Annotated in this window: 15 protein-coding genes; 12 read left to right on the forward strand and 3 right to left on the reverse strand. The window is 71.6% G+C overall.

Annotated features, from left to right (window positions below):
• Positions 1-14: 14 nt before the first annotated feature.
• A complete protein-coding gene (locus AB0I03_RS17235; protein WP_360413539.1) occupies positions 15-2,522 on the forward strand; it encodes a hypothetical protein in 2,508 nt (835 codons plus the stop codon).
• Positions 2,497-3,531, forward strand: coding sequence for an HAD-IIA family hydrolase (locus tag AB0I03_RS17240; RefSeq protein WP_360413542.1), 1,035 nt, complete (start codon positions 2,497-2,499; stop codon positions 3,529-3,531). Before AB0I03_RS17235 ends, AB0I03_RS17240 begins: the two co-directional genes overlap by 26 nt.
• Before the next feature lie 118 nt (positions 3,532-3,649).
• On the opposite strand, the gene AB0I03_RS17245 is transcribed toward AB0I03_RS17240, so the two are convergent.
• On the reverse strand, positions 3,650-3,997 hold the full coding sequence (locus AB0I03_RS17245; protein ID WP_360413545.1) for an SCP2 sterol-binding domain-containing protein: 348 nt from the start codon (positions 3,995-3,997) through the stop codon (positions 3,650-3,652).
• A 224-nt stretch (positions 3,998-4,221) separates the two neighbouring features.
• On the reverse strand, positions 4,222-4,560 hold the full coding sequence (locus AB0I03_RS17250; protein ID WP_360413548.1) for an SCP2 sterol-binding domain-containing protein: 339 nt from the start codon (positions 4,558-4,560) through the stop codon (positions 4,222-4,224).
• Positions 4,561-4,762: 202 nt separating this feature from the next.
• Here AB0I03_RS17250 and AB0I03_RS17255 point away from each other — a divergent pair, with 202 nt between their 5' ends.
• Genes AB0I03_RS17255 through AB0I03_RS17265 form a run of 3 tightly spaced genes read left to right on the forward strand, consistent with a single transcriptional unit; the run spans position 4,763 to position 6,201 of the window.
• Entirely contained in the window at positions 4,763-5,176 is a 414-nt protein-coding gene (locus AB0I03_RS17255) for a phasin family protein (protein WP_360413551.1), read from the forward strand.
• The gene (locus tag AB0I03_RS17260; protein ID WP_360413554.1) at positions 5,173-5,379 is read left to right on the forward strand and encodes a hypothetical protein; all 207 of its coding nucleotides are present in this window, start codon (positions 5,173-5,175) and stop codon (positions 5,377-5,379) included. The genes AB0I03_RS17255 and AB0I03_RS17260 overlap by 4 nt, the downstream gene beginning before the upstream one ends.
• A 33-nt stretch (positions 5,380-5,412) precedes the next feature.
• Complete coding sequence (locus AB0I03_RS17265) at positions 5,413-6,201, forward strand: TlyA family RNA methyltransferase (protein ID WP_360413557.1); 789 nt, start codon at positions 5,413-5,415, stop codon at positions 6,199-6,201.
• On the opposite strand, the gene AB0I03_RS17270 is transcribed toward AB0I03_RS17265, so the two are convergent.
• Positions 6,198-7,793 carry a GMC oxidoreductase gene (locus AB0I03_RS17270; RefSeq protein WP_360413560.1) on the reverse strand — a complete coding sequence of 532 codons (1,596 nt, stop codon included), beginning with the start codon at positions 7,791-7,793 and terminating at the stop codon, positions 6,198-6,200. The genes AB0I03_RS17265 and AB0I03_RS17270 overlap by 4 nt on opposite strands.
• Positions 7,794-8,015: 222 nt before the next feature.
• Between AB0I03_RS17270 and AB0I03_RS17275 the strand changes: the two genes are divergently transcribed.
• The 7 genes from AB0I03_RS17275 to AB0I03_RS17305 all read left to right on the forward strand — a co-directional run bounded on the left by AB0I03_RS17275 (position 8,016) and on the right by AB0I03_RS17305 (position 16,620).
• Positions 8,016-8,915, forward strand: a complete 900-nt coding sequence (locus tag AB0I03_RS17275) for an NAD kinase (RefSeq protein ID WP_360413563.1) — start codon at positions 8,016-8,018, stop codon at positions 8,913-8,915.
• A 47-nt stretch (positions 8,916-8,962) separates the two neighbouring features.
• The gene (gene recN, locus AB0I03_RS17280) at positions 8,963-10,711 is read left to right on the forward strand and encodes a DNA repair protein RecN (protein WP_360413566.1); all 1,749 of its coding nucleotides are present in this window, start codon (positions 8,963-8,965) and stop codon (positions 10,709-10,711) included.
• 76 nt (positions 10,712-10,787) lie between these two features.
• The gene (gene steA, locus AB0I03_RS17285) at positions 10,788-11,990 is read left to right on the forward strand and encodes a putative cytokinetic ring protein SteA (protein ID WP_360413569.1); all 1,203 of its coding nucleotides are present in this window, start codon (positions 10,788-10,790) and stop codon (positions 11,988-11,990) included.
• Positions 11,987-12,916 carry a copper transporter gene (locus tag AB0I03_RS17290; RefSeq protein WP_360413572.1) on the forward strand — a complete coding sequence of 310 codons (930 nt, stop codon included), beginning with the start codon at positions 11,987-11,989 and terminating at the stop codon, positions 12,914-12,916. The genes steA and AB0I03_RS17290 overlap by 4 nt, the downstream gene beginning before the upstream one ends.
• Positions 12,917-12,926: 10 nt before the next feature.
• On the forward strand, positions 12,927-13,823 hold the full coding sequence (locus AB0I03_RS17295) for a hypothetical protein (protein WP_360413575.1): 897 nt from the start codon (positions 12,927-12,929) through the stop codon (positions 13,821-13,823).
• Entirely contained in the window at positions 13,820-15,526 is a 1,707-nt protein-coding gene (locus tag AB0I03_RS17300) for a lipid II flippase MurJ (RefSeq protein ID WP_360413578.1), read from the forward strand. The genes AB0I03_RS17295 and AB0I03_RS17300 overlap by 4 nt, the downstream gene beginning before the upstream one ends.
• The gene (locus AB0I03_RS17305) at positions 15,523-16,620 is read left to right on the forward strand and encodes a glycosyltransferase family 4 protein (RefSeq protein ID WP_360413581.1); all 1,098 of its coding nucleotides are present in this window, start codon (positions 15,523-15,525) and stop codon (positions 16,618-16,620) included. The genes AB0I03_RS17300 and AB0I03_RS17305 overlap by 4 nt, the downstream gene beginning before the upstream one ends.
• Positions 16,621-16,625 lie beyond the last annotated feature (5 nt).

The raw sequence follows: 16,625 nt of genomic DNA on the forward strand, positions 1-16,625 counted from the left end.
AGGGGGAGAATCGAGTGGCTGAAGACGGCCGCGCCCGCAAGGGTGAAGATGACCGACGAGGCGGCTACGGCCGTCGCGAGGGCGGCGGCTACGGCGACCGTTCGGGCCGAAGCGGCGGGTACAACCGCCAGGACGGCCGAGGGGACAGCCGGGGCGGCTACGGCCGCAGTGAAGGCCGCGATGACCGCCCGCGGCGCTATGAGGACCGGGACGACCGCCCGCGCCGTGACGGCGACGGTGGCCGCAGTGGCGGCTACAACCGTGACGACCGGGGCGGCCCGCGCCGCTTCGAGGGCAACCGCGATGACCGGCCGCGCCGCGACGGCGACAGCCGAGGCGGCGGCTTCAACCGCGACAGCCGCAGCGGTGGCTACAACCGCGATGATCGCGGCCCGCGCCGTGACAGCGACGGCGGCCGCAGTGGCGGCTACAACCGCGACGACCGCGGTGGCCGCAGTGGCGGTTACAACCGTGATGACCGCCCGCGCCGCGACGGCGACAGCCGTGGTGGCGGCTTTAACCGCGACAGCCGCAGCGGTGGCTACAGCCGTGATGACCGCGGTGGCCGCAGTGGTGGGTACAACCGTGACGACCGGCCGCGCAGCGGCGGGTTCAACCGCGATGACCGCGGCCCGCGCCGCGACGGCGACGGTGGCCGCAGCGGTGGCTACAGCCGTGACGACCGCGGTGGCCGCAGTGGCGGGTACAACCGCGATGACCGACCGCGCCGCGATGGCGACAGCCGCGGCGGATACAACCGCGATGACCGCGGCCCGCGCCGTGACGGCGACGGTGGCCGCAGTGGCGGCTACAGCCGTGACGACCGCGGTGGCCGCAGTGGTGGCTACAACCGCGATGATCGTCCGCGCAGCGGCGGGTTCAACCGCGACGACCGGCCCCGCCGTGACGGCGACGACCGCCCCCGTCGTTTCGACCGCGACGACCGCGGCCCGCGCCGCTTCGAAGGCAACCGCGACGACCGCCCGCGTCGGGACGGCGACAACCGCAGTGGCGGCTTCAACCGCGATGACCGCGGTCCTCGTCGTTTCGAGGGCAGCCGGGACGACCGGCCCCGCCGCGACGACGACCGTCCGCGCCGCTTCGAGGACCGTGCCGACCGCGGCCCGGCCCGCGATGACGACCGCCCGCGCAAGTTCGAGAACCGCGAGGGCCAGGGCCCGCGCAGGTTCGAGGGTCGCGAGGACCGGCCGCGCCGCGACGGCGACGACCGTCCGCGCCGCTTCGACAGGGACGACCGCCCCCGCCGGGACGACGACCGCCCGCGCAAGTTCGAGAACCGCGAAGGCCAGGGCCCGCGCAAGTTCGACCGCGACGACCGTCCGCGCCGCGACGACCGGGGCGACGACCGCTTCGGCCGCGACGGCAAGGAGCGCCGCGGCAAGGACAACCTGCGTCCGCTCGAGGAGCGCGAGGCCGGGCACGAAGGCCCGATCCGCATGGGCGAGTCCGACGAGGCGCCCGACCTTCCCGAGGGCGTCGAGTACGGCTTCGACCAGCTCGACAAGGAGACCAAGGCCGGGCTGCGCAGCTTGAACAAGCAGCTCGCCGAGGCCGTCGGCAACCGGCTCCTCGCCGCTGCCGCCCTCCTCGCCGAGGACGACATCGAAGGCGCGCTCGAGCAGGCCCGCTACGCCCGCCGCAAGGCGTCCCGCGTGGCAGTGGTCCGCGAGGTCACCGGTGTGGCCGCGTACGGCGCCGAAGAGTGGCAGCTGGCCGTCAACGAGCTGCGCGCCGCGCAGCGCCTGGGCGGCACGCACGACCACGTCGCCCTGATCGCCGACTGCGAACGCGCCCTTGGCCACCCCGAGCGCGCGATCGACCTCTACCGCGAGTTCGGCAGCGACGAGAGCGTCGACCCCGAAGTGCGGGTCGAGCTGCTCATCGTCGCCTCCGGCGCCCGCCGCGACATGGGCATGGGCGAGGCCGCGACCGCGATGCTCAAGGTCGGCGGGCTCAACTCGCCGAAGACCGAGCCGTGGGTCGCCCGCCTCCGCTACGCCTACGCCGAGGGCCTGCTGGCCGACGGCCGCGAAGACGAAGCCCGCGAATGGCTCTCGAAGGCGGTCGCCGCCGACGAGACCGGTGAGACCGGCGCCGCCGAGCGCCTGCTCCAGCTCGAGGGCATCGTCGTCGAGGAGTACGACGAGGACGACGAGTTCGAAGACGACGAGGAACTCGACGACGAAGACGACCGCGACGAGGACGACGACCTCGATGACGACGAGGACGACGACGACCTCGACGACGAAGACGAGGACGACGACTACGACGACGATGAAGACGACGACGATGAAGACGACGACGAGGACGACTTCGACGACGAAGAAGAAGACGACTTCGAGGACGACGAGGAGTCCGAGGCCGACGTCAAGGACGACGTGAGGACTGAGACGACGCCCGCGCCGCCTTCGACCACTCCGTTCGCGACGCCGGCGTCCTCCAGCGCCGGGTCGACCCCTGACGCTGAGGAATCAGATGACCCGACTGAAAGGCGCGCCTAAGGCACTGGGCGGCGCTTACGACCAAGCGCTGCTCGACCTCGACGGTGTCGTCTACCTGCTCAGTCAGCCGATCCCGGAAGCGGCCGCGACCCTCGCGGCCCTTCCGGGGCTCGACTGCGACCCGGTGTTCGTCACCAACAACGCCTCCCGCAGCCCGGAAGTCGTCGCCGAAGCCTTGCGCGGCATGGACATCCCGGCCGAGGAGTCCCAGGTGCTCACCTCCGCCCAGGTGGTGGCCGAGATCCTGCGCGAGCGCCTCGGCGAAGGCGCCCTGATCCTCGTGACCGGCTCTGAAGCCCTGCGCAACGCCGTGGAGTCCCAGGGCCTGGTCACGACCACGGATCCGAAAGCGGCCCAAGGCATCGGCTACGGCATGATCCCGTCGCTCACGTGGCGGGACCTCGCCGACCTCACCATCGCCGCCCGCAACGGCGCGCTCTGGGTGTCGACGAACCTCGACGCCACCCTGCCCACACCGGACGGTCCGCTGCCCGGTACGGGCGCCCTGGCGGGCGCGATCGCCACGGCCCTGGGCCGCGGCCCCGACGTCGTCGCCGGAAAGCCCGAGCCGGGGATCTACCGGTCCGCGCTGGCGCGCAAGCCCGGTGCCCGCGCGGTCATGGTCGGCGACCGGCCGGATTCCGACATCGAGGGCGCCAACCGGGCGGGCATCGACTCGCTGCTGGTGTTCACCGGTGTCGCCACGCCGCGCCTGGCGCTGGCGCTGCCGCCCGAGCAGCGGCCGACCTACCTCGGCTGGAGCCTGGCGGCCCTGACCGAGCCGCACCCCGAGCCCGACTGGAACGACGCGGTCGACCGCATCGAGTGCGGCGGGTGGACGGCGACCTTGGAGGGCAAGGTGATCCGTCTCAGGGGCGAGGGCGCCGACCTCGACGCGTGGCGGGCGCTCTGCGAGTTGAGCTGGGCCGCAGCCGATATGGCCGGATACGACCCGAACGCGACGCCGGTCCCGGAGGGCGCGGCCGCGGAGAAGCTCCTGTCGGTCTAGCAAGTGGCAAGCATGAAGCCCGGACTGCCGCAGTCCGGGCTTCGTTTTCGCTAGTGGGGCGCTGTGCCGGTGGGGCGCTGTGCCGGTGGGGCGCAGCGCCTCAGGTCTCGGCGGGTGCTTAGTCGACCTTGAGGGCCTTGCGCAGCTTGGCGAGGTCCTTGACGGAGGCCTTGATCTTGATCTTGCCGGTCAGGAGGGCCTTGGCGGGCTTGAGCTCCTTCTTCGACAGGGCGATCAGGTCGTCAGAGCCGATCAGGATGCGCACCTCGGCGTCGGCGGCGTCGCCGTCGAGCAGGTCGGTCAGCTTGTTGCCGGAGAGCTTGGCGCTGAAGGTCTGGCCCAGGTCGGTGATCTCAACGGCCAGCGTGCGCTCGAAGCCCTCTTCGAGCTCGAGCTCGTCGGACTTCCTGGCGACCTTGCCCGCCATCTTCTCCAGCACATTGCGGCATTCGTCAACAGTGGCCATACGGTCCTCCCGGGTGAGTTCTTGAGCTCGAAGTGCTCGACTGCCGAGAGATTACAACGTGGGCCGAATGCCGTTGCGTCCGACCGGGACGCATTGGACCATCCGGACTCTGCTGTGCCGGCTTACGACTCGCAGACTCGGGCATGACCGCGCGGGGCGGGCCTCACGGCCCGCGCCCGCGCACCCTACGTGCAAGCGGCCCAAGGTGAACCGGAAGCGGTCGGCTACAGCACGCCGCGGAGCTTCATGAGGTCCATCATGTTCGCCTTGATCTTGACCTGGCCCCCGGTGAAGGCCTTCATGAAGTCGAGCTCGCCGGCGACGAGCTTGAGCAGGTTGTCCGAGGAGACGATCATGCGGATCTCCGCGTCGGGGTTGTCGCCGTCGGTGATGCCGGTCAGCTTGCCCTGGTCGAACTTGCCGTTGAACGACACCGAGAGGTCGGTGATGTCGGCGGCGAGCGAGCGCTGGAATCCCTGGAGCTTGCGCACCGACTTCGGGTTCGAAGAGAGGTTCTCAGCGAACTGCTCGAGTGCGGTCCGGCATTCGTCGATGGTGGCCATGGGCCCTCCTGTTTCGATCGGCGCGGGCGCGTCGGTGCGCCCCGTCAGAATGTTACCGGCCAGTACGACCGTGCGGGCACGGCCGTGGACCGGTAGCTTGGCAGTACCGTTGACGCCAGAGCCAGACTACGGCTCGTGAGCCTCACCGAGGCGGGGACGCCAACCCGCGGACTCGGCAGACCCTGAAGGGAGTGGGACCGCCATGACGGACTCCGCCCGCGCCTACTTCGACTCGTTCCTCGGCATGGCCGGCGAACCCGCCCGCCGCGCCCGCGTGTTCGCCGACAAGGTCCGCGAGGACCTGCGCTCGGGCTCCGAGCAGGTGCGCGAGCACGGCACGCGCACCGCCGCCGACGTCGGCCGCCTCATCCGCGCCGAGGTCGACGCGGGGCTCACCCGCCTCGGCGTCGCCACCCAGGCCGACCTCGACGACCTCAACCTGCGCCTCGAGCACTCCGAGGAGCAGATCCGCGACCTCCGCATCCGCCTCGCCGAAGCCGAGGCCCGCGCGACCGCCGCCGAGCGCGCCGCCGACCGCCCGGCCCCCGCCGAAGCCCCCTCGTCCCACGCCGCCGCGACCATGGAGCCGATCGACGACGACGACGAGGACGCATGACCGACACGCCGAGCCCGGGGGCCCTGGCCGACCGCCTGAAGCCCTCCGCCGACACCGACACGGACGACGTCGAGATGGAGGTCGAGGAGGCCCTCGGCCGCCTCGAGACCCTGCCGGACCTGCCCGTCACCGAGCACGTCCAGGTCTTCGAAGGTGTGCAGATGCGCCTCTCCGAGATCCTCAGCAACGTCGACGACGCCTAGCCTCCAGCCACTAGAAAGCACCGATCCCGCGCCATGCCGACGCGCTACCGACTCGACGCCGAACTCGTGCGCCGCAAGATCGCCCGCTCCCGCGAGCACGCCCGCGAACTCATCGCGGCCGGCCGCATCCACCTGCGCGGCATCCCCGCCACGAAGGCCGCCACGAGCGTCACCGGCGACGACTCCATCCGCCTCGTCGGCGACGTGGACGACTACGTCTCCCGCGGCGCCCACAAGCTCATCGGCGCCCTCGACGCGTTCGAGGCGGACCCGAAGGGCCTGCGCGTGCTCGACGCCGGCGCCTCCACCGGCGGCTTCACCGACGTCCTGCTGCGCCGCGGCGCAGCCGAGGTGCTGGCGGTCGACGTCGGCTACGGCCAGCTCGCCTGGAAGCTCCAGACCGATGAGCGCGTCGTCGTCCACGACCGCACGAACGTCCGCCACCTGACCCCCGAACTCCTCGGCGGGCAGGTCGACCTGACGGTGGGGGACCTGTCCTTCATCTCGCTCGAACTCGTGCTGCCCGCGCTCGCCGCGTGCACGAAACCGGACGGCATGATGCTGCCGATGGTCAAGCCGCAGTTCGAGGTCGGCAAGGGCCAGGTCGGCGCGGGCGGGGTCGTGGCCGACCCGGCGCAGCGCGCCGCCGCCGTCTGGGGCGTCATCGAGAAGGCCGGACAGCTCGGCTGGACCACCACCGCGGTGGCCGCGAGCCCGCTGCCCGGCCCGAAGGGGAACGTGGAGTTCTTCTGCCGCATGGTCACTGAAGGCGAGCCGATCGACCGCGCCGGCGTGGACGCGGCCTGCGGCGTTCCCGCCTAAGCGAAGTCGGCGGCGAGGATCGCCTCCAGGTTCCGCTCCGCCAGCGCCGTGATCGTCACCAGCGGGTTCACGCCGATCGACCCGGGGATGAGCGAGGAGTCGGTCGCGTACAGGCGCTCGTACCCGTTGAGACGCCCGTACTCGTCGGTGGCCTGGCCGAGGACGCACCCGCCCAGCGGGTGGTAGCAGAAGTCGTCCGCGAAGGCCCGGCCGTCGCCGAACAGGTCGTAGCGGTACGAGGTGCCGTGCTTGTGGTTGATGCGGTCGAACATCGACTTCGCGGCTGCGACGCCCGGCTGCGCCTGCTCGAGGCTCCAGTTGAGCACGACCCTGTCGGCGGCGGCGTCGTACGTGAAGTGGCCGCGCTCGGGGTTGTCGGTGATCGCGAGGTAGAGGCTGATCCAGGTCTCGATGCCGGCCGGGAGGGGCGCGAGCTCGGCGAACACGCGGGCCTCGGGGTTGTCCCAGTCGTCGATGCCCATGACCGGGATCGTGGACTGCTTGAGGCCCGTGCAGTTCCAGAGGTGGTTGGCGCGGGCGGTCATCACATTCCCGTTGGGACCCCAGCCGGCGCCGACGGCCTCGTCGAGGTCGGGGAGCGCACCGGTGTCGCGGGCGCGCAGGAGCAGTTCGGTGGTGCCGAGGCTGCCCGCGCCGAGGAACAGGTGGCGGCAGGTGAGCCGCTTGGCCTCGATGAGCTCGTTCGCGTCGTCGCGGTGCTCGACAGTGAGGGCGTAGTTCCCGTCGGCGTCGAGTTCGATGGCGGTCACCTGGTGCCGGGCGGCGATGGTGACGTTGCCGGTCGCCAGGGCGGAGGCGAGGTAGGTCTTGTCGAGGCTCATCTTGCCGTGGTTGTTGCCGTAGATGACCTCGCCGCCGAGGGCGGACTTCTCGGCGGTGCCGGCGGCCTCGCGCTCCATGTAGTCGAAGTCGTAGACGTCGGGGACGAAGACCGTGGTCAGCCCGGCCGCCTCGGCCTGGGCGGCGGCCACGCGGCTGAACCGGTAGTACTCGGTGGTCCGGTAGAACTCGGGGTCGATGGTGTTGACCTGCAGTTCGGCCTGCGCGAGCGGGAAGTAGCGGTCGTACATCGCGGTCGCGTCGACGCCGGGGAGGACCTCCTCGAAGTAGTCGCGGCGGGGGACGACGGCCATGCCGCCGTTGACGAGTGAGCCGCCGCCGACGCCGCGTCCGACGTAGACGGACATGTCCGCGTAGTTGACGCGGTCGAGCACGCCGGGGTAGGGGTCGATGTTCCGGTTGACGACGTCGAGCCACAGGAGGGTCGACAGGGGCGCCTCGGTGCGGCGCTTGAACCACATGCTGCGCTCGTCCGGGGCGGTCATGGTGCAGAAGACCTTGCCGTCCTCGCCCGGCTCGTTCCAGAGCCGGCCCATCTCCAGGACGGTGGTGGCGATGCCGGCCTCGCCCAGGCGCAGCGCCGAGACGGCCGCGCCGTAGCCGGAGCCGATGACGATGGCGGGGACGTGGGCGCCGTTCGCGGCGGCGGCCCTTGGCCCGACGGTGGCGAGCCCGGCCGCTGCTGCGGCCGTGAGTGCCGAGTAGCCGAGGAGTTGTCTGCGTGTGGCCATAGTGGCTCCCTTTGGTCCGGTGGGTGTGAGGACACATTGTGCCGCAATGGATCACACCGGGCCAGACCTCAGAGCGGCTTGCCGCCCAAGGGAAGCCGGGCGCTGGCCTTTCGTGCCGAACCGCTCTGTGCAAGCGCTATCCTGGGTATGCTCTCCGATACTCCCGGTGAACCCGCCTGGAGTACAGTTCGAGGCCCTGTAACCGTCTGAGTAGGAGCGCGAGTGGAGCCGCAGCAGAAGCCGAGTCGTGTCCTCGTGGTCACGCACCCGCTCCGCCAGGACGTGGCCGAGCTCGCGGGTAAGCTCGCCGCCGCCCTGGAGGCGGAAGGCGTCGCGGTGAAGATCTGCTCCGGCGCGACCCGCTCGCTCCTGCGCCCCGACGCGCTCGTGGTCGGCGACGACGTCACCGGCGAGAACGCCGACCTGGTGCTCGCCCTCGGCGGCGACGGCACCGTGCTGCGCGCCGCGAAGGTCGCGGCCGAGGCCGACGTGCCCCTGCTCGGCGTCAACTTCGGCAAGGTCGGCTTCCTCGCCGAGGCCGAGACCGGCGAACTCGAGACCGTCGTCTCCCGCCTGCTCGCCGGCGAGTACACCGTCGAGGAGCGCACCGCGCTGGCGGTCGAGGCCATGGGCACCGACGGCGAGCAGCACCACTCGTGGGCCTTCAACGACATCGCGGTGGAGAAGGCCGAGCCCGCGCGGATGCTCGAGCTGTACATCGAGATCGACGGCACCCGCATCTCCCGCTACGGCTCCGACGGCGTCGTGGTCGCCTCGCCGACCGGCTCGACCGCGCACGCGATGTCGGCCGGGGGCCCGGTGGTCTGGCCCGATGTGGACGCCCTCGTGGTGGTCCCCATGAACGCGCACGCCCTGTTCGCCAAGCCGATGGTGGTCCACTCCTCCTCGGTGATCCGCATCGGCGTGGAGTCGGTCGGCACCGAGGGCGCGCTCATCGCCGACGGCAAGGAGCTCACGCGGCTGACGTGCGGCTCCACCGTCACGATCCGCCGCTCGGCCCGCCCGGTGCGCCTGGTGCGCATGTCCGGGCAGCCCTTCGCCTCCCGACTGGTGTCGAAACTCTCTCTGCCCGTTGACGGTTGGCGTCACGGCCGCATCTGAGGCCGCTCGGCCGCCGATTGTCAGACGGACCGGCTAGGCTTCGAAGCGTGTTGGAGGAGCTTCGCATCCAGAACCTGGGCGTGATCGCTGACGCCACCTTGCCGCTCGATTCCGGCCTGACCTGCATCACCGGTGAAACCGGCGCCGGTAAGACCATGGTCGTCGCCGGTCTTGGTCTGCTGTTCGGCGGTCGTGCCTCCCGTGCCCCCCTCGGCGCGGACCGAGCCCTTGTGGAGGGTCGATTCGCCGTAGGCGAGAACGCCCTCGAGCTGCGGGAGCGCGCCATCGAAGCCGGGGCCGACCTCGAGGACGGCGAGCTGCTGCTGGCCCGCTCAGTGTCCTCTGAAGGCCGCTCGAAGGCCTGGGTCGGCGGCCGCTCCGCGCCCGTCGGCGTGCTGGCCGAACTGGGCGAGCTGGCGATCTCGGTGCACGGCCAGTCGGACCAGATGCGGCTGCTGCAGCCCGCGGAGCAGCGGGCCGCGCTCGACCGCTTCGCCGGGGCCGACCACGGCAAGGTCCTCGACGCCTACCGCGCCGTATTCCATGAACTCGGCTCCTGCGCCGCCGAGCTCTCGCGCCTGCGCACCAGCGCCCGCGAGATGGCCCGCGAGGCCGACATGCTGCGCCTCGGCCTCGACGAGATCTCCGCCGTCGATCCGCAGGAAGGCGAGGACGCCGAACTCGCCGAAGAGGCCCGCCGCCTCGAGAACGCCGAGGCCCTGCGCCTCGCCGCCGCCACCGCGCACGGTGCGATCAGCGGCGACCCGGCCACGGGCGAAGGCGGCGCGACCGACACCGTCGGCGCGGCCGCGCGGGCCCTGGAGCACGACGCCCACTCCGATCCCAAACTTGCCGAGTTCGCCGAGCGCCTCGCCGAGGCCGGCGCGCTCCTCGCCGAAGCCGCCGTGGACCTCTCCGCGTACCTCGACGACCTCTCGGCCGACCCGCAGCGCCTGGAGGAGATCTACCAGCGCCAGGCCGCCATGAAGACCCTCTACCGCAAGTACGCCGAGGACCTCCCCGGCGTGCTGGCCTGGGCCGAGAACGCCCGCAAGCGCCTCGCGGAGCTCGACGTCTCCGACGAGCGCGTGGCCGAGCTCGAATCCCAGCACGCGGAGCTCACCGCGCGGGCCGCCGAACTCGCCGGGCAGCTGCGCGCCTCCCGCCGCGCCGCGGCCGAGCGCTTCTCCGCGTCCGTCTCGGCCGAGCTCAAGGGACTCGCGATGCCGCACGCCGAAGTGACGGCCGCGGTCGAACCGCGCCCGGCCGGACGCGGCGGCGTCGACCTCGCCGTCACCGGCGGCGACGAGATGACCGTCTCCGGCGCCACCGAGGACGGCGCCGACGAGGTCGAACTCCTGCTGCGCCCGCACCCGGGCTCGCTCCCCGCCGCCCTCCACAAGGGCGCTTCAGGCGGCGAGCTCTCCCGCGTCATGCTCGCGATCGAAGTGGTCTTCGCCGAGATCGGCGGCCCGCCCGTCCTCGTGTTCGACGAGGTCGACGCCGGGGTCGGCGGCGGCGCGGCGATCGAGATCGGCCGCTGCCTCGCCAAGCTCGCCCGCCGCCACCAGGTGCTCGTCGTCACGCACCTGCCGCAGGTCGCGGCCTTCGCAGACCGCCACCTGGTGGTCTCCAAGGACACGTCAGGGGCCGTCACGGTCTCGGGCGTGCGCGTGGTCGACGACGCGGCGCGGGCGCGTGAGCTTGCTCGCATGCTCGCCGGGATGCCCGATTCGCACCTGGGCGTGGCCCACGCCGAGGAACTGCTGGCAGAAGCGGCGAAGATGAAGTCCTAGGGAAGCCCCATTCGCGGCGCCCGCCCCGGCGAGCCGTCGCAGCGGGGCGTGCGATCGGATGGCATGATGATGCACGATGCGTGTACCTAGCTTGCGTTTGCCCGGGCGGAACCCGGAGGGCGACCCCTCCGATGATCGGCTGGTCGGCACCGCCCGCCTCGACCGCCGTACGAAGCGGCTGTGCGGCCGGCTCGAACCCGGCGACATCGCCATCATCGACCACGTCGACCTCGACCGGGTCGCCGCCGACACTCTGGTCGGCACCGGCGTCCCGGTGGTCGTCAACGCCGCGAAGTCGATCTCCGGCCGCTACCCGAACCTCGGCCCCGAGGTGCTCGTCAAAGCCGGGATCGTCCTCATCGACGGCGTCGGCGACGAGATCTTCGACCGGGTCCGCGAGGGCCGGTCCGTCTCGGTCGACATCGAGGCCGGGCAGATCTTCTCCGGCGGCGACCTCATCGCCGAAGGCGCGGTCCAGACCGAAGCGTCCGTGAGCGCCGACATGGAGGCCGCCAAGGAAGGGCTCTCGATCCAGCTCGAGGCCTTCGCGGCAAACACCATGGAGTACCTCAAGCGCGAGCGGGACCTCCTGCTCGACGGCGTGGGCGTGCCCGACGTGAAGACCTCCTTCAACGGCCGCCACGCGCTCATCGTCATCCGCGGCTACAACTACAAAGAGGACATCGACGTCCTGCGCCCGTACATCCGCGAGTTCAAGCCCGTGCTCGTGGGCGTCGACGGCGGCGCCGACGCGCTCCTCGAAGCCGGCTACACGCCCGACATGATCGTCGGCGACATGGACTCGGTCTCCGACGACGCCCTGCGCTGCGGCGCCGAGATCGTCGTCCACGCCTACGCCGACGGGCGCGCCCCCGGCATGGAGCGGATGGACAAGCTCGGGGTTCCCGCGATCCCGTTCCCGGCCGCGGCCACCTCCGAGGACATCGCGATGCTCATGGCCGACGAGAAGGGCGCCGAGCTCATCTGCGCCGTCGGCACCCACGTCACCATGGTCGAATTCCTCGACAAGGGACGCGGCGGCATGGCCTCCACGTTCCTCACCCGACTGCGCGTGGGCGGCAAGCTCGTCGACGCCAAGGGCGTCTCGCGCCTCTACCGCCAGGACATGTCGATCTCCGCCCTGCTCCTGCTCATCGTCTCCGGGCTCGCCGCGATGGCCACCGCCGTGGCCATCTCCACCGTCGGGCGCTCCTTCGTCGACGTCATCGCCGACTGGTGGGACGGACTGCTCTTCCAAATCCAAAGGCTGTTCTCGTGATCAACTTCCGCTACCACCTGGTGAGCCTCACCGCGGTCTTCCTCGCCCTCACCGTGGGCCTCATCCTCGGCACGGCCGCCCTCAACGGCCCCGCCATCGAGGCCTTCGAGAGCAACATCCAGAGCCTGCGCGACAGCAACGCGCAGCTGCGGGACCAGGCCGAGCAGATGGCGGAAGACCTGGAGGACGAGCAGGCCTTCGCGAACGCGGTCGCGCCGTCCTACCTCGCCGGACAGCTCACCGCGAAGAACGTCCTCGTCGTCGCCCTGCCCGGCGTCGAAAGCGCAACGGTGGACAGCACCGTCGAGATGCTCGGCTACGCCGGCGCCACCGTCTCCGGCCGGATCTCGATCCTCGACGACTTCTTCGACCCGGCCAACACCGGCGAACTCGGCGACCTCGCCGAGACCACCACCCCCGACACCATGACCACCCCCGTCACCTACGACGGCGTGACCGCGATGAGCTACGTGCTCGCCGCCGTCACCACCGGCGAGGCCGCCGGAGCGACCGTCACGGTCACCCCCGCCGACATCACCACCGTCATCACCGGCCTGGGCGACCTGGAGATGCTCACCGTCGAGACCACGCCCACGGGCGTCGCCGACGGCGTCATCATCCTCGCCGGGTCCGGTTTCGTCGACGCCGACGCCGCCGAGCGCAACGCCGGCATGGTCGCCTTCGCCAACGAGTACGCCGCCGACGACCCCACGGTCTACGCGGCCACGACCGACACCGGCGACGGCAACCCCATCAAGATCCTTCTCGCTGAGAACGCCGACACCGTCGCCACCGTCGACAACGTCGCCATCACCCAGGGGCAGATCGCCGCGGTCGCCGGGCTCGCCGACTTCATCAACACCGGCACCGTCAACCACCTCGGCACCGGGGAGGGCGCTTCAGACCTGCTTCCCGGCGCGGCCTAGTATCGCGCCCATGAGCCAGCTAACGCGCACGGTAGGGCGGGCGTTCATCGGAGGCCTCGCCGCGGGCGGCACGATCGCCGCGATCAGCGCCGTACGACGCTCCAAGTGGGCGGCCGAACTGGAACGCGTCAACCACAAGGGCGACACCGTGTCCCTGGCAGAAGGCCCGGGGATCACCGTGGGCGCCACCGCAGGCGCGGTGCTCGGGGCGAACTCCCCGGCGTACGCCGCCGCCGCGGCCACCGCCGGGCTCACCGCCGGAGCGGTCGGCCTCTACGACGACATCGCCGACGCCAAAGGCGAGAAGGCCAAAGGCTTCAAAGGCCACGTCGGCGCGCTCCTCAAGGGCCGCTTGAGCGCCGGGTTCATCAAGATCCTCGGCATCTCCACCGCCGGCATCGCCTCCGCCGCCCTCATCGACCTGCAGAACGGCGAACTCACCGACGAGGACCGGCCCCTGCTGCGCCGCCTCTGGAACGTCGGCGTCGGCGGCGGCGTCATCGCCGGCGCCGCCAATGTGGTCAACCTCTTCGACCTCCGGCCCGGACGCGCCCTCAAGGTCGTCACCCTCATCTCCGCGCCCCTGTCGCGCCCGGCGGGCGAGAAGTCGCGCCGCCGCACCGCCGCGGGCGGCGCCAACACCGCGCTCGCGGTCTCCGCGGCCGCGGGGGCCGCGATGGCCGAAGACCTCGACGGCAAGACCATGCTCGGCGACGGCGGCGCCAACGCCCTCGGCGCGCTCCTGGGCCTCGCCTACATCGCACGCACCGGCATGATCGGCCGCCACGTCGCCCTCGCGGGCGTCGCCGCCCTCATCGCCGCCTCCGAAAAAGTGAGCTTCACGAAAGTGATCGCCGAGACGCCCGTGCTGCGGGAGTTGGACGAGCTGGGTCGGACGAAGTCTTGACCGAGACCCGACGCGAAGTCGGTCGTGCCGCCTCGGTCATCGGTGCGATCACCGTCGCCTCCCGCCTGGCCGGATTCGGCCGGACGATGGTGTTCACGTGGGCCATCGGCCTCGGAACCCTCGGCACCGCTTACCAGACCGCCAACTCCATCCCCAACATCATCTTCGAGCTCGTCGCCGGCGGCGCGCTCGCCGCCCTGGTGATCCCGCTCCTCGCCGCACCGCTCGCCAGGAACGACCCCAAGCAGGTCAGCCACATCGCCTCAGCGCTGATGACCTGGGCGCTGACCATCCTCATCCCCGCCGGTCTGCTCGTGGCGGCCTTCGCGCGCCCGATCATCGTCCTGCTCATGCCGTACAACGAAGCAGTCGACGACCCGATCGCCAGAGAAGCGACGATCGACGCCGCCACCGAGATGCTCGTCCTCTTCGCCCCCCAGATCCCGCTGTACGGCGTCGCGGTCGTCCTCACCGGCATCCTGCAGTCGCACCGCCGCTTCGCCTGGCCCGCCCTCGCACCGCTCCTCTCGAGCGTCGTGATGGCCGGGGTCTACGTCGTCTACGGCATCATCTCCGGCCGCCAGGCCAATGTCGAGAACCTGGGCCAGAACGGCATCGTGTTCCTCGCCCTGGGCACCACCTGCGGCGTGGCCGTCCTCGCCGGGTGCCTCATCTTTCCGCTGCGCGGCATCGGCCTGCGACTGCGCCCGGCATGGCGGCTCGACACCCACGTCGCCGCCGGCCTCAAGTCCCTCGCCATCGCCGGAGCCATCACCGTCGGCGCCCAGCAGCTGTGCCAGGCCCTGCTGCTGCGGCTCGCCAACGACGCCGGGACCGGGCCGGCCGCGATCTTCACCGTCTCGCAGACCTTCTTCCTCCTGCCCTGGGCCGTGCTCGCAGTCCCGCTCGCCACCGCCGCCTACCCCGTACTGGCCGAAGCGTTCTCACTCGGCGAGCACGACCGCTACCAGCGCCGACTCTCCCAGACCGGCCGCGCCGTGCTGCTCCTCTCCGGCCTCGGCGTCGCCGCGCTCGCGGGCCTGGCCGAACCCATCGGCACCGTCCTCTCCTCCGTCTCGGCCGACAGCGGACTGAGCACCCAGCCGCAGCTCCAGGCGACCCTCACCGGCCTCGCCTTCGGCCTCTTCGGCTACTCCGTCTTCGCGATCTACTCGCGCGGCCTCTACGCCATCGGCCGCAACAAGTACGCCGCCGGAGCGACCTCGGTCGGCTGGGCCGCAGGCGCAGTCGCCGCAGTCGTCCTCTCCCAGGCCATGCCCATCGCGGACCGCACCCTCGCGCTGGCCATCGCCTGGTCGATCGGCATGACCGTCATCGGCCTCGCCCTCACCGCCGCCATCGCCCGCCACACCGGCGCCGCGAGCCTCAGAGGCATCCCGCGGGCGGCGCTGGCCACGATCCTCTCCGCGGTCGCGGCCGTCCTCGCCGCGCGCGAGATCATCGCGTTGTGGGGCCACGCCGACACGTTCTATTCGGCCCTCTTGCAGGGCATCGTCGTCGGCGCGGCCACCGCCGTCGTCTACCTCGGACTCGCCGCGCTCATCGGCGGTTCCGGTGTGGTGCGCCCCGTCCTGCGACGCGCTGGCATAATCCGAGCGTCTGAAGAACCCGACGACAGCGCACTCGACGACAGCGCACCTGACGACCCAGTGCACGACGAGACCAGTGGAGCAGACAAGTGAGCCATCGCCGAATCGCCTTGGTGCTCGGCCCCTCGACAGGCGGCATCGGGACGCACGTCGCGTCGCTCGCGGCGGGCCTCGTCGCACGCGGCGACGCCGTCCTGGTCGTCGGCCCGCCCGAGACCGAGGAGCGGTTCGGCTTCCGCGCCAAGGGCGCCCGCTTCGCATCCGCGCCGATCACCGCCAAGCCCTCGCCCGAACTCCCGCTCGCCTGGTGGTCGGCCCGGAACGCCTTGCGCGGCATCACTGGTCGCGGCGTCGACCTCGTGCACGCCCACGGCCTCACCGCCGGGCTCACGGCGCTCGCGGCCCGGCCCACGGGCGCGGCCCTCGTCACCACGTGGCACAACCAGCTCATCACCACCGGGATCAAGCGGCGCGTCTCCGACCAGATCGAGAAGCGCCTCGCCCGCGGCGTCGACGTGGCCCTCGCGGCCTCCTCGGACCTCCACGAGCACCTTGTCGACCTCGGCGCGCGCGACGCCCGCCTCGCGCCCGTGGCCGCCCCGCCGCGCGTCGCCGTGAGCGCCGCCGGCGCGGTCCGCGCCGAGCTCGGGATCGGCGACCGCCCGCTGCTGCTCTCCGTCGGCCGCCTGCACCCGCAGAAGGACTACGACACGCTCATCAGTGCCGCGCAGCGCTGGACCGCGCTCGACCGGCAGCCGGTCGTCGTGATCGCCGGGGACGGCCCCGAGCGAGTGCGCCTGCAAGCGCTCATCGACGCCTCCGGGGCGGACGTGCGCCTGCTCGGCCACCGCACCGATGTCGCCGAGCTCCTCGCCGACGCCGACCTCGCCGTCATCTCCAGCCAGTGGGAGGCCCGCCAGCTCTTCGCGCAGGAGGTCATGCAGGCCGGCGTGCCGCTGCTGACCACCCGCACCGGCGGCATTCCCGAGCTCGTGGGCGACGCCGCCCTGTACTTCGAGGTCGGCGACGTGGACGGCCTCGACCGGACCGTGAGCGACCTGCTCGAGGACCCCGCCCGCCTCGCCGCCCTCGGGGAGAAGAGCCTCGCCCGCGCGGCCACCTGGCCCGACGAGGCCCAGATGCTCGACTCGCTCGACGCGCTGTACCTGGAACTGACGGGAAGATAGCGCCG

Source organism: Glycomyces sp. NPDC021274 (assembly GCF_040641195.1).
Classification (GTDB): Bacteria; Actinomycetota; Actinomycetes; order Mycobacteriales; family Micromonosporaceae; genus Glycomyces.